The organism is Microcoleus sp. FACHB-831, assembly GCF_014695585.1.
In the GTDB taxonomy this organism is placed as follows: Bacteria; Cyanobacteriota; Cyanobacteriia; order Cyanobacteriales; family FACHB-T130; genus FACHB-831.
Map to the genome: position 1 here is coordinate 83,896 of NZ_JACJON010000010.1, position 15,127 is coordinate 99,022.

General features: G+C 43.8%; 13 protein-coding genes. 8 read left to right on the forward strand and 5 right to left on the reverse strand.

The window, feature by feature from the left end:
- Positions 1–35: 35 nt before the first annotated feature.
- From H6F77_RS01090 to H6F77_RS01115, 6 genes are all read left to right on the forward strand, one after another.
- Positions 36–1,295, forward strand: coding sequence for a hemolysin family protein (locus tag H6F77_RS01090; RefSeq protein WP_242021813.1), 1,260 nt, complete (start codon positions 36–38; stop codon positions 1,293–1,295).
- Positions 1,296–1,580: 285 nt separating this feature from the next.
- Positions 1,581–3,272, forward strand: coding sequence for an MBOAT family O-acyltransferase (locus H6F77_RS01095; RefSeq protein ID WP_190484498.1), 1,692 nt, complete (start codon positions 1,581–1,583; stop codon positions 3,270–3,272).
- Position 3,273: 1 nt separating this feature from the next.
- Positions 3,274–4,341 (forward strand): hypothetical protein, encoded by a 1,068-nt coding sequence (locus H6F77_RS01100; protein WP_190484500.1) that lies wholly within the window; start codon positions 3,274–3,276, stop codon positions 4,339–4,341.
- 154 nt (positions 4,342–4,495) lie between these two features.
- The gene (locus H6F77_RS01105) at positions 4,496–5,176 is read left to right on the forward strand and encodes an alpha/beta hydrolase (protein ID WP_199321113.1); all 681 of its coding nucleotides are present in this window, start codon (positions 4,496–4,498) and stop codon (positions 5,174–5,176) included.
- Positions 5,177–5,437: 261 nt separating this feature from the next.
- Positions 5,438–6,220, forward strand: coding sequence for an ABC transporter permease (locus tag H6F77_RS01110; protein WP_190484502.1), 783 nt, complete (start codon positions 5,438–5,440; stop codon positions 6,218–6,220).
- Between the two features lie 89 nt (positions 6,221–6,309).
- Positions 6,310–7,182: an aldo/keto reductase gene (locus tag H6F77_RS01115; RefSeq protein ID WP_190484504.1), complete on the forward strand. Its 873-nt coding sequence runs from the start codon at positions 6,310–6,312 to the stop codon at positions 7,180–7,182.
- Positions 7,183–7,281: 99 nt separating this feature from the next.
- Here H6F77_RS01115 and H6F77_RS01120 read toward each other — a convergent pair whose 3' ends face one another.
- From H6F77_RS01120 to H6F77_RS01135, 4 genes are all read right to left on the reverse strand, one after another.
- A complete protein-coding gene (locus H6F77_RS01120) occupies positions 7,282–9,288 on the reverse strand; it encodes a serine/threonine-protein kinase (RefSeq protein ID WP_190484506.1) in 2,007 nt (668 codons plus the stop codon).
- A 174-nt stretch (positions 9,289–9,462) separates the two neighbouring features.
- Positions 9,463–10,416, reverse strand: coding sequence for a YsnF/AvaK domain-containing protein (locus H6F77_RS27700; RefSeq protein ID WP_190484508.1), 954 nt, complete (start codon positions 10,414–10,416; stop codon positions 9,463–9,465).
- A 64-nt stretch (positions 10,417–10,480) separates the two neighbouring features.
- Positions 10,481–10,687, reverse strand: a complete 207-nt coding sequence (locus H6F77_RS01130; protein ID WP_190484510.1) for an acetyltransferase — start codon at positions 10,685–10,687, stop codon at positions 10,481–10,483.
- A gap of 216 nt (positions 10,688–10,903) precedes the next feature.
- Positions 10,904–11,824 carry a DUF2382 domain-containing protein gene (locus tag H6F77_RS01135; protein WP_190484512.1) on the reverse strand — a complete coding sequence of 307 codons (921 nt, stop codon included), beginning with the start codon at positions 11,822–11,824 and terminating at the stop codon, positions 10,904–10,906.
- Between the two features lie 130 nt (positions 11,825–11,954).
- On the opposite strand from H6F77_RS01135, the gene H6F77_RS01140 reads away from it, so the two are divergent.
- Positions 11,955–12,593, forward strand: a complete 639-nt coding sequence (locus H6F77_RS01140) for a bifunctional 4-hydroxy-2-oxoglutarate aldolase/2-dehydro-3-deoxy-phosphogluconate aldolase (RefSeq protein WP_190484514.1) — start codon at positions 11,955–11,957, stop codon at positions 12,591–12,593.
- Between the two features lie 324 nt (positions 12,594–12,917).
- Entirely contained in the window at positions 12,918–13,463 is a 546-nt protein-coding gene (locus tag H6F77_RS01145; RefSeq protein WP_190484516.1) for a L,D-transpeptidase, read from the forward strand.
- Between the two features lie 64 nt (positions 13,464–13,527).
- On the opposite strand, the gene H6F77_RS01150 is transcribed toward H6F77_RS01145, so the two are convergent.
- The gene (locus H6F77_RS01150; protein WP_190484518.1) at positions 13,528–15,123 is read right to left on the reverse strand and encodes an Hsp70 family protein; all 1,596 of its coding nucleotides are present in this window, start codon (positions 15,121–15,123) and stop codon (positions 13,528–13,530) included.
- Positions 15,124–15,127: the final 4 nt, after the last annotated feature.

Below are 15,127 nucleotides of genomic sequence, written 5' to 3' on the forward strand. Positions count from 1 at the left end.
TTTTACTACTGACCCTTGTTAACGCTCTTTTTGTTATGTCAGAACTGGCGATTGTCTCTTCGCGGAAGGTGCGGCTGCAACAGGATGCCAACAAGGATGCTAAGGCAAGGGCTGCTTTGGAACTGGCTAACGACCCGGATAAGTTCCTTCCCACAGTTCAGGTAGGGATAACACTCCTCATAATTGTGTCTGGTGCTTTCGGTGAAGGAACGATATCTCAGAAACTAGCACCCGTGTTAGCTCTTGTCCCCATAGAGCAAAGGTATAGAGAAGCGATCGCCTCCGGCGTCGCTATTTTGATCGTCACGTATGTCACCCTAATTATTGGCGAACTGGTACCCAAGCGGTTGGCATTAAACAACCCAGAACCAATTGCTGCGGCTGTCGCCATCCCCATGCAGATGTTCGCCCGCTTCGCTTCCCCCGTTGTTTATCTATTAAGCGCTTCTACTGATATGGTGGTCAGGCTCTTGGGTATTAAACCCTCCACAGAACCACCCGTCACACAAAACGAGATCTCGGACTTGATCGACCAAGCGACGGAGGCGGGAATCTTTGAAGAAGCCGAACACGATATGGTCGAGCAGGTGTTTCGCCTGGGGGATAGGCGAGTCAGCGCCTTGATGACGCCGCGACCAGATGTTGTTTGGCTTGACTTGGAAGACTCAGCCGAGGAAAACAGAGAAAAAATGATTGACAGCGCCTATTCTCAGTTTCCCGTCTGTCAAGGCAGCCTTGATAATGTATTAGGCGTATTGCAAGTCACCGATTTGTTAGCTCGCAGTCTCACAGGTCAGCCGCTTGACCTGACAGTATCGTTGCGACAGCCATTATTTGTCCCTGAAAGCACGCGGGGATTAAAAGTTTTGGAGTTGTTTAAGCAAACTGGAACCCACATTGCCTTGGTCGTAGATGAGTACGGCGTCACTCAGGGATTGGTCACGCTCAACGACATCTTAATAGAAATTGTTGGTGATGTTCCCTCAGCTGATGAACAGCAAGATCGGCCAATCATAGATCGCGGCGATGGTTCTTATTACGTCGATGGAATGTTGTCTGTCGAGGAATTCTTCGAGCTGTTGAATATTGAAGAATTGCCCGAAGAGCAAAGAGGAAACTATCACACAACGGGCGGCTTTGTGATGACTCATTTGGGGCGCATCCCTGCTGCTGCCGATCGTTTTGAATGGATGGGCTGGTGTGTTGAGGTGGCGGATATGGATGGCAACCGAGTTGATAAAGTCTTGGTGATGCCGATTCCCACACACTCAGGCGATCACCATTCGGCAAATTAATAGATAACCCGTGCAAAATTTAATTTGCCTATAAACACTCTTTTGCAGGACAGTCTTTTAACTTTTGACTTGCTTAATTGGCTGTTATGGGGTGAGGTGCTTAGGACGAAGCCTGTAGGGTAGTTCTCTTGAGCATCCCCCCTATCTACCAGCCGCGAAGCTTTTGTTTATGCCGCCTTTACAGTGCTTATAGCGAAATATTTTGCTTCCCTCTTAAGTTAGATTTTGTTAATCTTCTCTAAGTATAAAGTAGGAAGCAACAATTTCTGCTATGGAAGCATCGTTATGGTTTTTAGCTCCTATGAGTTTATATTTTTATTTCTCCCCATCACACTTTTAATATTTTTTCAGATTGGCGGTCGAGGATATTATCAAATTGCTAATGCTTGGCTCGTAGCCGCCTCAGTAATTTTTTACGCATGGTGGAACCCTGCTTATCTAGTAATAATGGTGGGTTCCATTTTATTTAACTATTTTATTGGATTAAGTATTAGCCGCTCTTCCCAATCTACACTTTTAGGCCTTACTAGAAAAAGCTTATTAACGTTGGGAATTATTGGAAATATCGCGTTGCTGGGATATTACAAATATACAAATTTTCTGCTTTCAACCACAAACAAACTGCTAGGAACATCGTTTAACTTACAGGACATCATCCTTCCCTTAGCAATTTCTTTCTTTACCTTTACACAAATTGCCTATCTAGTAGATGTCTATCGCCAAGAAGCCAAAGAGAATAATGCCGAAAGTAACAGCGTGTCAGCTCTTAGGGTACAAGAGTCGGGAGGTAGGGAAAGTTTTTCAACTGCTGCCACTATAAGCAATGTTGAAAGACCTAAGCCCTATAGCTTCTTAAACTACTGCCAATTTATCACCTTCTTCCCCCACTTATTAGCTGGCCCTATCGTTCATCACAAAGAACTGATACCGCAATTTGAGAACAAGGCAATATACACAGCGAATATTGAAGATATCGCCGTAGGATTAACTATCTTTGCTAGCGGATTATTTAAAAAAGTAGTGTTTGCCGACAGCATTGCTGTCTATGCAATTCCAGTGTTTGAGGGAGCCGCAACGGGCGGTTCGCCGACATTTTTTGAGGCGTGGGGTGGAGCGATCGCCTACTCATTGCAGCTTTACTTTGACTTTTCCGGCTACTCAGATATGGCAATCGGTGCAGCGAGGATGTTTGGTATCAAATTCCCGCTTAACTTTAACTCCCCTTACAAATCTCTAAATATCATAGAATTTTGGCGACGGTGGCACGTTACTCTTTCCCACTTCCTGCGCGATTATCTCTACATTCCTCTGGGTGGAAATCGCAAGGGAAAACTACGACGCTATATTAATTTAACAATTACTATGCTGCTGGGTGGCCTTTGGCACGGCGCGGGATGGACTTTTGTATTATGGGGCGGGTTGCATGGAATTTACCTAGTAATCAATCATCAATGGCATGGGTTCCGGAAATCTCTAGGACACGATTTAAATAAAACTCGCTGGTGGAGTAGAGCATTATCTTGCCTGGTAACGTTTGCAGCTACAGTAGTTGCATGGGTTTTGTTTAGGGCAAAAAACATGACTGCTGCGATCGCTATCCTCAAGGGAATGGTAGGAGGTAATGGTATTGCTATTCCGGAGGCTATTGTTAATCAAGTAGCGCCAATTAAACCATCGTTAACGGCTCTAGGTGTAACTTTTCTCAATGAGGGCGGACAAACGATGATGTTGACTTATTTTTGGATATTGGCTCTTTTGTTTGTTGTTTGGTTTACCCCTAACACGCAGGAATGGTTGGAACGTTACAATCCCGCCCTAGATCATGTAGTAAAAACTCCTGGCTGTTGGAGCGATCGCTTTTGGCAAAAACTTCAATGGCAACCCAATAAAATATGGTCTATTTGCGTGGGCGCGATTTTTGGGCTAGGAATAATCTATCTTGTTAGACCTACAGAATTTTTATATTTTAACTTTTAATATGAAAAATAATTATAAATCTTACATTAAGTTTTTGCTAATAATAGCAATTTCTTTAGTTTGCGTAGTTCAGTTAACATCAATTATTATAGATCCCTATAATGTATTCGGAATAACTAATTTTAATAAGCGAAATTTCCCCCCAAACACAAGATACTTAAAAATAGAATACCTAGCCAAAAAAAATGAATATAATGCTTTTATTTTAGGAAACTCTAGAGCATATTTTTATAATGTAAAATCTGCCAATCAATTATCTAATAATACCTATAATTATTATAATATGGCAGTGGTTAGAGAAACGGTAAAAGGTTTAAGGCGAAGAGTAGAATGGTTGGTTGCTAATAAAAAGGTAAAAAATTTAATTTTAGCCCTCGACTACGATTTAGTTTTAACCAAGATAAACCCTCTAGAATTATTAGTGCAGGATCATCCTAAAGTTACGGGTGAGTCGTTGAGAAGCTTTTATTTTAAATATAGTTTATTTCAGCCAACTAGCTTAATTAATTGCATTAAGGAAAATCTAAGAAAGGAGGAAGTATATGTATTTGATATATCTACAGGTCAAATTCAACTCCCGTACAATAACTATTTAATGAATAAAGATCCAGAAAAGTATTTAAAGGAAAAATTTGTATATCCTATTAAAATAAAAGAAACAGTAAATGCTAACGAAAATGGAATTGAAGAAATTAAAAAAATCGCGTATATTTTAGCTAAAAATAAGATAGACGTAACGGTTATAATAAACCCAAACAATCACCACAATTCGGGTAGGTGGGAGAGTGAAAGTTATACAAAATGGCTAAAAAGAATCGTAGAGATATTTGGTGAAGTATGGGATTTTTCAGGATTCAATTCAATTACTACAAATGACAGACTATATTATGAGCCGAACCATTTTAATAACTACGTTGGCGATTTAGTGTTGAGTAGAGTATTTAATAATAAAACTATAGTTAAGCAAATCCCAGAAGATTTTGGGTTTAGGATAATCAAAGATAACCTAGATATTCATATGCAACGTATAAAAGAAGAATATAACCAATATTATCAAACGTATAAGTAAACAAAGCCAAAGCTAGTTCATAAGTAAAGAAAGCTAGTTATTTTTAAGGGTTAGAACGGCTGTAAGTACATCATCGCTCAAATGTAGGAATTGCAGATCGATTGGGAAAAGTCGATCGCGATCGCCATAATTTATCTGATGCAGGGAGGCTGTCGTGGAGGAAGACCAAGAAGTATTAGAGATGGTGATTCATGCCATTGAACAAGAACCACTTCAGGAAGACTACCGCGCAGTTAAACTGGTGACAAATGTTGGCGACATTGACTATCGCTACTACACAGCAGCAGGTGCTAAACGTGGTGCTATATTCGTCGGCGGCGCTGGCGGCGGTTGGGACACCCCGGCGAAAGGAGTGTTGTATCCCCAGCTTTGTCAGGAACTCAGAGGGGAAGCGATCGCCTGTCTCAGAATACGCTACCGTTACCCGAACAGGCTTGAGGAATCAGTTCTGGATGTTCTAGCAGGTATCACCTTCCTGGAAAGCGAAGGAATTGAGGCGATCGCTTTACTCGGACACTCCTTTGGAGGTGCTGTTGTCATCTGCGCGGCTGCTATCTCTCAAAGCGTCCGCACTGTAGTCGCACTCTCCAGTCAAACCTACGGTGTCAAACCAGCATCGCAACTAGCACCTAGATGCTCCCTATTACTGATTCACGGTACAAGCGATCGCGTGCTTCCAGCATCCTGTTCGCAGTATATCTACAGCATTGCTGGCGAACCCAAGCACTTAACCCTGTACAATGGTGCGGATCATTACCTGGATGAAGTTGCTAGCGAAGTGATACTTGAAGTGCGCCAGTGGATAGTAGATAAACTGAACGCGATCGCTCTTTAATTTCAACTAATAACTATTTGTCTACAGTATGCAGCTCTTCGACAAAGCCGAGCCAAACATTTGACAGTAAAAACTAACATACAACAGCCCTTCTATAGGTACTAAATCTAATCGCAGTGGCTATTGGTTGCGGTGGTGGGATGAAGCAGGACAAATGTTATTGTGGGGAACGGAACTATTGCAGCAAGAACGGCAACTGCGGGAGCGAATGGCAGCCAAAATAAGGGAGTTAGGAGGAAATCCAGATGAGGTTTGAATCCAATGAAACGATACTTGCGCGTTTTGGGGTTATTTTGGAGTGCGGCGATCGCTGCGGAACTTGAATATAGAATAAATTTTGTGCTAGCAGCACTTAGCAGCTTGGGAAACCTTGCGGGAAGCTTATTTTCACTTTTCCTTTTTTACCGCACTGGCTACACTTTTCAAGGTTGGAAATGGGAAGAAGCTTTAATAGTACTGGGTGTTTTTACACTCCTTCAAGGCTTTTCTGCTACCTTCCTTAGTCCTAACTTAAACCGTATCGTCAGCCACGTCCAAGAAGGCACTTTAGATTTTGTACTCCTCAAACCTATAAGCAGCCAATTTTGGCTTTCCACGCGCACGGTTTCGCCTTGGGGTATGCCAGATTTAGCGTTTGGAGGAATATTAATTGGCTATGCTGGCGATCGCCTTGGTTTGAGTATAGGCGATTATTTATTAAGTACAGTTCCCATCGCGTTTGGATTGGCGACTCTATACTCGCTTTGGTTTATGCTGGGCGCTACTAGCATTTGGTTTGTCAAAATCTATAACGTAACTGAGGTACTCAGAGGTTTGCTAGACGCTGGAAGATATCCTATGGTAGCGTATCCTGCTGCTTATAGATTCTTTTTTACCTTCGTGATTCCCGTCGCTTTTCTGACTACTATTCCCGCCGAAGCGATGCTTGGTAGAGGTGAATTAGGCTGGATAGTGGGTGCAGGAGGATTGGCGCTCGCGCTGGTATTCGCTTCGCGTTTATTTTGGCTATTTGCCTTACGCTTTTACACCAGCGCTTCTAGTTAAAATTAACCGTTAGACAGACGACAAAACATCGTATTTTTGAAATCAATTAAAGGGAAAGTCAAGCAAGAACGACGGAAGCGGGTTTAAAGATGGAAACGAAACAACTGGGAAATACTGGTGTAACAATAAGCGCGATTGGGCTTGGTGGTATGCCAATGTCTTTAAGTAACAGACCCCCAGAATCGCAATCAATAGAAGTCATACACCGCGCCCTCGATCTCGGCGTCACTTTGATTGATACGGCTGACTCATATTGCAAGGATGAATCAGACAAACACCACAATGAAGAGTTAATTGCTAAGGCACTTCAGCAATATTCTGGTGATACGAGTCATGTAATTGTTGCCACAAAAGGTGGATTGATGCGTCCCAATGGTAGCTGGACGCGCAATGGCAATCCGAAGCATTTGCGGGAGACAATTCGCGCCAGCTTTAAGGCTTTGGGTGGCAATAAACCCATCGATGTTTGGCAGTACCACGCACCGGACACTAACTATACTATTGAAGAGTCGTTAGCACCTGCAAAGGAAGCAGTTGATGAGGGTTTAATTCGGTTTGTTGGCGTTTCCAATTTCTCAGTAGAACAGATAAAACGCGCCCGCGATGTTGTGGAGATTGTATCAGTTCAGAACCAGTATAATCCCTGGTATCGCGATGCTGAAATTGATGGAGTTATCGAGTATTGCGAACGGGAAAAACTGACGTTTCTGCCTTGGAGTCCGCTGGGTGGAAGTCGTCGCGTTGGTAAACTGGAAGATATTACAGCGATCGCGGATTTAGCTAAACAAAAAAGCGTCTCTGTCTACTCGATTGTACTTGCATGGTTGCGCTGCGAATCACCCTGCATCGTGCCTATCCCCGGCGCGAGTAAGGTATCCAGCATAGAAGACTCGGTGAAGAGTCTTGAAATAAAACTGTCAGTGGAGGATGTGGCAAAAATCGACCGTGCAACAACTCCGTAGTATCTGCAAGTATAAGATGGCGATCGCCTAGAAAATGAGCGATCGCCTATTCACCAATTCTAATATTTGATTAAAGTGCGGCAATGTCCATCTTAAAAATTAGTTCGGCACTCGCCAGATTTTGATAGTCTTGTCGCCGCTACCAGTAGCAATAGTCTGCCCATCCGGGCTAATCGCAAGGTAATTAACCCAGTTATAATGCCCCTCTAGCGTGCGAATTTCTCGCCCGTTTAATAAATTCCAAATTTTAATAGTCTTGTCAGCACTCCCACTAACTAATTTTTGCCCATCGGGGCTGATCGCCAGATAGTTTACATAGTTAGTATGGCCTTTCAAAGTGCGAATTTCTTGCGCTGTATATATATTCCAAATTTTGATAGTTTTGTCAGCACTCCCACTAGCAAGACTTTCCCCATCAGGGCTTATAGCAAGCGCATTAACATAGTTAGAATGTCCTTTGAGCGTGCGGATTTCTTTCCCCGTGTAAAAATTCCAAATTTTGATAATCTTGTCAGCACTTGCACTAGCCAGAGTCTGTCCATCCGAGCTAATTGCCAGACAATTAATAGGGCTAGAATGCCCTTTAAGCGTGCGGATTTCTTTCCCTGTACGCAGCTCCCAAATTTTGATAGTGGTGTCAGCGCTTCCACTAGCAAGAATCTGCCCATCCGGGCTAATGGCGAGGGAATTTACAAAGCTAGAATGACCTTTAAGCGTGCGGATTTCTTTCCCTGTACGCAGCTCCCAAATTTTAATTGTTTTGTCTGCGCTGGCGCTAGCAATAATTTCTCCATCGGGGCTAACAACCAAATAATTAACATAGCTAAAATGACCCCTGAGCGTGCGAATTTCTTTTGCTGTCGATAAGTCCCAAATTTTAATTGTTTTGTCCGCGCTGGCACTAATTAATTTTTGCCCGTCAGGGCTAATTACAAGGTAATTAACAAAGCTGGAATGGCCGACGAGCGTGTTGATGAGAGTCAAATTTTCAGAGATAATAAATTGAGGCTTGTAGCGGTTGTAAAGCTGCCAACCTCCATATCCTCCTAATAGCCCAAGCAATACTATAGCCCCTACCACAATACCTTTGTTTTTAGCCTCTGCAATTTTTGTGGGTGGTAGCGCAATGTTCGGCGGGGGTTGGGTTATGATATTGGCATTAAGATTAATATTTAGTTGCGGCTGAGACACTTGAAGCGAAATATTAGCTAGTTCGTCTAAAATTTCTTGAGTATTCTTATGCCGCGCCCCAGCGGTGGGAGCCATCAATTTATCGATAAAATCAGCTAGCATCGGTGAAATATCTGGGGCATATTTGCGCCAATCGGATTTATCAGTTAAAGGTTCGTAAATATCTTTATCTGTTGCTTGCTTGGCTGTTAGTAAATAAACAAAAGTTCGCCCCAAGGCATAAAAATCAGACTGCGGGACTGCATGGCCTTTTTCTTGCTCTGGAGGGGTGTAACCAGCTGAACTAATCCTCGTTAAGGTACCTGCTTTACCGACTTCAGCGAGGTAAGTATATGTCATTTCTCTAGCTGTGCCAAAGTCAATTAACACTAGCTGTCCGCTGGGGCGGATCATAATATTTTGTGGCTTAATATCGCGATGAAAATAATTTTTTTTGTGTACTATATGCAAGATCTCTGCAAGCTGTCTTAACCAGTTAAGAGCTTGAGTCTGGTTGATGGGCCGATCGCCCTGCTGATTCATCCACTGCTTTAAGTTAAGCCCATCGATCTTTTCCATGATTATGCAATGCACCGCCTCTCTTCCATTTCTGGGTAGAAACTGGAAGTATCCCTCTGATTCCACTTTGGGAATGCCTGGATGGTTGAGACAGCTTAATACAATTGCTTCTTGCTGAAATAACTCAACGACTTTAGGATTTTTGTTGTAATTTTCTTTGAGAATTTTTAATATTTTGGGTGTTGCGCCATCGTAGGCTTCATAAATGTTGCCGAAGCCGCTGTTGTCACTCAGCAGGCGCATCACCTGATAACGCCCTTGCAATAACAATTCTGAGCCACAATGGCGACAAATGTGGCTTTTAGCGTTGGCGGGATTGTTTGGGCTGGGACAGCTGGGGTTGATGCAGTAGCTCATAGCTGCCTACGAAGTTGCAATATCCCCAATATAAGATCGATCGCCAACTATCTAGCCAAACTCAGGCTCAAGGCGTTGGATTGTAATAAAAAAGGACGGGTAACATACCCATCCACAAGACAACTATATACGTGGCGATTACCTGTTACTTGCTCGTACACAATCGCGATGCTATCACTTGCCAGAACAGCGATCGAACCACTCTTGATAAGTTTTTAGATGTTCGTCATTTTCGAGGACGATTTCAATTCGTACTTTTTTGCAACCGTGACGCCGCTGCATGGCGATCGCATCTAAAAGATGGCTGGCTGCTTTAGCTGAGGGAAATTCGCCGCTGACTGTTAACCCCTTGTCGCGACTCGCAATCGGCTGGCTTTCTTCCCTGACAACTTCAGTCACATCAAGTCCAGAAACTTCTCCGTGCCCTAATTCAATTTCTGATAGGTGTTTGTATTCTGGGCTGACTTGTTCAATAATCAGTTTTTCGTACCTGACTGGAACCTGTACCATCCGCGTTTCGATTTGTTTGCGGACAATTACTTCGCCCACTTTTCGTTTGGTAGTGCCAATGACTAATCGTTCTTCTAGTAAACGAATAACCTCTTCTGTCACCACCTCTGAATTTTCATCAAAATCTATCGCATCATCCATCTCAGATTCGTCGTGAATATCTTCTTGTTCACCTATAACTGGCATTGACGAAGCAGGAGAGTTGATATCTTGCCTAATTGCATTCTCGTCAAACATCCCAGGATTTAGCATTTCTGGACTGGATGGCTGTTCTGAATTACCGACTCGCGGCTTCGTCGGCACATACTCTGGCAACTGGTCTATTTCCGCTTTGCTAATGTCTACTACAAGCGATTTTGCCGAAGAATCAAGTCGCTGTATGTAGTTACTTCTTAATAAGAAGAAGCGATCGCCCTGGAAACTATCCTGCTGATAGATGACTAGGTTGAGTGAGCGATCGCTATCTAGTTTTGCATCTTTCACCTGCCCAATCTGATGGCCTAGCCGATCGACAACGGTAAAATCCCTCAGCTTAGTTCTCAGTTTTTCGAGCAATACTTTGAGCCGAAGATTGGTTTTACCAGATTCCACCTTGGTTGCAGATGTTGGGTTGTCCATTTTCCAGATTTCCTAAATGACTTTGACCGTTTTGTATTTAAATCTGCCACGCTAGTCTATAGAATCAGGATTGGTAATTTACATCCATCCAACAGCGCGGTAAGCTTTCGCCTGAAGGAAAAATTAATTGCTCTTTTTCAAAAGACGCTGGATCTTGTTCCTCTTGTCCAGCTTGATCTTTTCCATGCACCGCTTTTTCATTAGGGTTGAACAGCGCCTCAATATTGAGAACTTTTATCAACTCGCCAGATTCTTTGCTTTTTAAAAACATAGTTACTCCCTGAGTACTCTACAAATGCAATTGCTTATCTATCAAATTTCCAACAAATCTGTGTAGCTTAACCCCAGCTACGCCAACAGATACACTTACACAAAAATTGAGGTGAGTTTAAAAAAGTACAGGCAGAGCATAAGATCTGCCCCGCCTGCACAGTTTTTAATCAATCAGGCCAGTTAGCTAACTCAATATTTGTGTTGAGCGGGCTATTTACAAACGGTCAGAGCGGATTTGATCGCCGTCGCGTACAACTGGTTGACCATCGGTATTAATGTCTAACTCTTCGCGACGAAGGGTTTCTTCGGCGTTAACAGTGTCGCGATCTACGACTTTCTTGACTCGGACTTCTTCACGTACAAAGGCTTCTTTGTGAATATCAGGAGTTTCTTCGTAGACTTCGATTCGTGCTACTTCACCTTCGCCAAACGCAACTTCCCCAGGAGCAATTACTGCTCCGGCGTCGGTAGGTGTAACTCGCTCGATGACAACTCTTTCTTTTTCGATAGGCACTGATGCGCGTGCAGTTTCAGTTTCAACGCGCTTGCCAACTGCTACTTCCCCTGTCTTGACGCGGGTTTTGTTGGCAATAAGCCGTTCTTGGTAAAGTTTGAATGTTTGATGATCGCGATCGTTCAGCGCGTAGAGATCTGGTTCGCGATCGTAGTTGTAGGTGTCGCGATCGTATGTATTGCCGAGCGTTCCCGGTGTAGTAGCAAAAGATTCTGCTGTTGGTGCTGCTGCTTCTGCTGGCGTGCTTCCTATGCCAGCGGGGTTGCGATATACGCCCCTAACTTGTTCTTCATGATCGTAATCAAGAGCCAGACGCTCGTTAAACTCCGGCAAAGCTTCCGCTTGCTCTTTGCTCATGCCTAGTGCATATACCCGATGAGAGTTATAATCTACACGAGAACGCCCAATGGGTAGCATTACTTTTTTGCCAAAAACCCAAAATCCGAGGTCTACTACTAAATATCGGAAATGGCCTTGTTCATCCACTAAAACGTCTGTAACCGAACCAATTTTTTCTTCAGTTGCACTTGCGTCTGTGTAAACATCAAGCCCCTTGATGTCATCGCCACCAAAAGTTTCTTTATAGTCTGGATCGAAGTCTTGCAGTTTTAAAAGAGCCATATGTTATTGTTACTCCGTTGATTTATACAAACCATTATTAAAAATTTATAGGCATGACTTCATCTTTCTATCGACTGATTAATGGAGTTTTAATATTGAAAACGATTGTTAAGAATTGCATCATTTTTTAATGTCTAATCCTTCTTGGCTATCTCTAATGGAACAGCACCGCGCGATCGCTGTCATTCGTTCTCCCGAATTGGAAAAAGGGCGGCAAATGGCTCATGCTGCGGCATCTGGAGGGATGCGACTGATTGAGATTACTTGGAATAGCGACAAGCCAGCAGAGCTGATTAGTCTGCTGCGCGATGAGTTACCCAAGTGCATAATTGGCACGGGAACCCTCTTAAAACTAGAGGAGGTGGAGAATGCGATCGCCTGCGGTGCCCAGTTCCTCTTCACCCCCCACGTTAACCCCACTCTCATCAAAGCAGCCGTAGATGGGGGCGTGCCCATCATACCGGGCGCACTCTCGCCGACAGAAATAGTGACAGCGTGGCAAGCGGGTGCTAGCTGTGTAAAAGTGTTTCCCGTTGAAGCAGTCGGGGGAGCAAAATACATCAAAAGTTTACAAGGCCCGTTGGGTGACATCCCCTTAATTCCTACTGGCGGCGTGACCCTGGAAAATGCAAAAGAATTTATACAAGCAGGAGCGATCGCAGTTGGTCTTTCGGGCAGTTTATTCCCCAAACACTTAGTAGCAGCCGGGAAGTGGGAAGCCATGCAAAAGCTAGCTCAAAACCTTATGCACGGTTTGGCAACTTGCTAAGCAAGCCCAAAGTTAAAAGGTAAAAGGCAAAATAAAGAAAAATTATGCCCTTCAAAAATTTTGGCCAGTGCGGGGGCAAATTAAATGTGGGACACCTTAAAAGGGGACATAGAAAAGTTATGAATTATGAATTATGAGTGATGAATTATTAATTCATCACTTAACAACCTTAAAGCTAAAAACTTTTCCCGTTGTACCATGCCTCTAATCCCCCGGCTCCCTCAAGCCAAAAAATTATAAAAATTAATTTTTTCCTGGTTGCAAATTAGAGCGCCAGCTTGTAAGTTAAACTCAATCTAGCGGGATTTCCTCAAGGTTCATAACATGAAAAGCCTAATATTTTCGGCTTGGTTGCGTCGGTCTGTAGGTTTCTGGTTTGGTCTAGCACTAATATTGACGGGTTTGTTTTCCTGGTCAACAATGCCAGCTGAGGCGGCGTCGAGATCTTCTGTACGGGCACGGCAGGCTTCGGTACAGAAAAACAGAATTAAAAGAAAAGCTGCCAAAGTGCGTTCTCAGCGTCGCTGGATTAAAGTTGACCTTTCAAGCCAGCGGTTAGTTGCTTACGAAGGTGGAAGACCAGTTTATTCAACCCGCATTTCCAGCGGCAAGCGCTCGACTCCTACTCCCACCGGAACCTATACAATTCAAAATAAGCTGCGCTCAACTCGCATGCGTGGCCGGGACTACAATGTTCCCAACGTTCCTTATGCAATGTTTTACTCTGGTAACTATGCTATTCATGGAGCTTACTGGCATAACCGCTTTGGTACGCGAGTGAGTCATGGCTGTGTTAATTTGCCTGTCTCTCAAGCCCGCAAAATTTATAACTGGGCATCGCCAGGTACAAAGGTTGTAATCCGTCAGTAGGAAAATTTTGGATTTGGGATTTTAGATTTTGGATTTAATTGCCAATCCAAAATCTAAAATCTTTTTAGCTTAATTGAACTACAGCCCGATCTTCTAACAAGGTTTGGTTAGTTAGCAAATCTTCAACAGTTATTCGCAGAAAACGCTGGGCATCAACGCGAAAGAAAAGTTTGATGCGATCGCTCCCTGGAAACCCCGGTGGTGTCAGTTGGGCAATAGTACGCGCACCTTCTCTGTCGTTGAGCGGTTGCACTGGTATTTCGCCTGTAAATGGTCGGCGAGTGACTAAGCGATCGCCTTCAAAATAAACTTCGGTTCCGCCACTTTCAGAACCCAATTCGCCCATAATTAATTCTATGCTCGGCTGGTTTTCTACCGATGCTCCTAGAACTAATTCCACTGGCTGATTCATAGGATATGCTTGCCCAGCTTTAATCAAAGAATGCCAGGAATGGCGATTATTTCGGCGATCCCAATAACGAATTCCGTAACTGTGATAGAGAAAATCTTGCAGTTCGACGCCTTGACTAAGTTGGAGTGCCCCTTGAGCGATCGCTTCAAACGGTTTTTCACACCTAATTTTGCTTTCCTCAAAGTATTGCTGCACCCAAGTTTTTACGGCTGGAATTTGCACGGTTCCGCCAACTAATAAGACAGCATCAATATCTCCAACTTCTATCCCCTGTCTTCGTGCTTGCTGCAACAACTGAGTCATTGACTCATCTAGGTTTTCAAAAAACTCGTGTTCTTTGAGGATGGAATTAAAGCGATCGCGGTCTAATTCTAATTCGTAACTCTCAAATGTCTCGTCGTTGAAATAAACCTCGCTTGCTTTATCTTGCGAAGAAAGCTGAATTTTTAATCTTTCAGCCAAGCGAGTAGTTAGGGGCGATCGCGCTAATCCTTGAGTATCGGCAAAGTAATCTACCAGCCAGTTATCGATATCAGAACCACCCAAATTTTGCCCAGCTTTGGCCAAGACGCGGGCGGTTTTTGGCTTCTGTGCGGACTTCTCGCCCAACTGTTTGTTACCCCATTTAAGGATAAAACCCAGCGGTTTCTTAGCTGCTGTACTATCTAACCGCACTAGGGAAAGATCCAGCGTACCGCCGCCGAAGTCTATCACTAGCAGCAGTTGCTTGTCTGCCATGCCGTAGCCCAAAGCTGCTGCTGTGGGTTCATCCAACATTTGCACTTGTTGCACTGCTAACCCTTGACACACTTTGCCCAGCCAGTTGCGGTAGGCTTCAAAGCTGTCAACGGGCACGGTTAATATTAAAGACTGGCTGCTGTCGGGGTTGTCGGCGTTGAGTTGTTCAATTAGTTGGGTAAGGAACCACTCTCCTACTTGTTCAAAAGTAAGTATCTGCCCGTCGAGTTCTGGGATGAATCCTTGGATATCGGCACCGATACCTCGTTTGAAGTTGCGGAAGAAGCGGGGGTCGGTTTTGAGATCCAAACCGCGATCGCGCACTTGCTGTCCTACCACAACTTTTCCCAGCGAGGCGTCCTCAACATAGAGCAAGCTGGGAATCAGGGGTGGATTTTCAGCTATTTTGAGCGATAAGCCAGGTAAACTAAGGGTTTCTGGCTGCTGGGTGGCTGAGTTCCACCGCGTAATTACCGTGTTGCTAGTTCCAAAATCAATTGCGATCGCCATGAGG

Coding starts and splice junctions, on each gene's coding strand:
- H6F77_RS01115 (WP_190484504.1), top strand. CDS start 6,310: ATGGAAACGAAACAACTGGGAAATACTGGTGTAACAATAAGCGCGATT.
- H6F77_RS01150 (WP_190484518.1), bottom strand. CDS start 15,123: ATGGCGATCGCAATTGATTTTGGAACTAGCAACACGGTAATTACGCGG.
- H6F77_RS01090 (WP_242021813.1), top strand. CDS start 36: ATGTCAGAACTGGCGATTGTCTCTTCGCGGAAGGTGCGGCTGCAACAG.
- H6F77_RS27700 (WP_190484508.1), bottom strand. CDS start 10,416: ATGGACAACCCAACATCTGCAACCAAGGTGGAATCTGGTAAAACCAAT.
- H6F77_RS01135 (WP_190484512.1), bottom strand. CDS start 11,824: ATGGCTCTTTTAAAACTGCAAGACTTCGATCCAGACTATAAAGAAACT.
- H6F77_RS01120 (WP_190484506.1), bottom strand. CDS start 9,288: ATGAGCTACTGCATCAACCCCAGCTGTCCCAGCCCAAACAATCCCGCC.
- H6F77_RS01100 (WP_190484500.1), top strand. CDS start 3,274: ATGAAAAATAATTATAAATCTTACATTAAGTTTTTGCTAATAATAGCA.
- H6F77_RS01130 (WP_190484510.1), bottom strand. CDS start 10,687: ATGTTTTTAAAAAGCAAAGAATCTGGCGAGTTGATAAAAGTTCTCAAT.
- H6F77_RS01110 (WP_190484502.1), top strand. CDS start 5,438: ATGAAACGATACTTGCGCGTTTTGGGGTTATTTTGGAGTGCGGCGATC.
- H6F77_RS01145 (WP_190484516.1), top strand. CDS start 12,918: ATGAAAAGCCTAATATTTTCGGCTTGGTTGCGTCGGTCTGTAGGTTTC.
- H6F77_RS01140 (WP_190484514.1), top strand. CDS start 11,955: ATGTCTAATCCTTCTTGGCTATCTCTAATGGAACAGCACCGCGCGATC.
- H6F77_RS01095 (WP_190484498.1), top strand. CDS start 1,581: ATGGTTTTTAGCTCCTATGAGTTTATATTTTTATTTCTCCCCATCACA.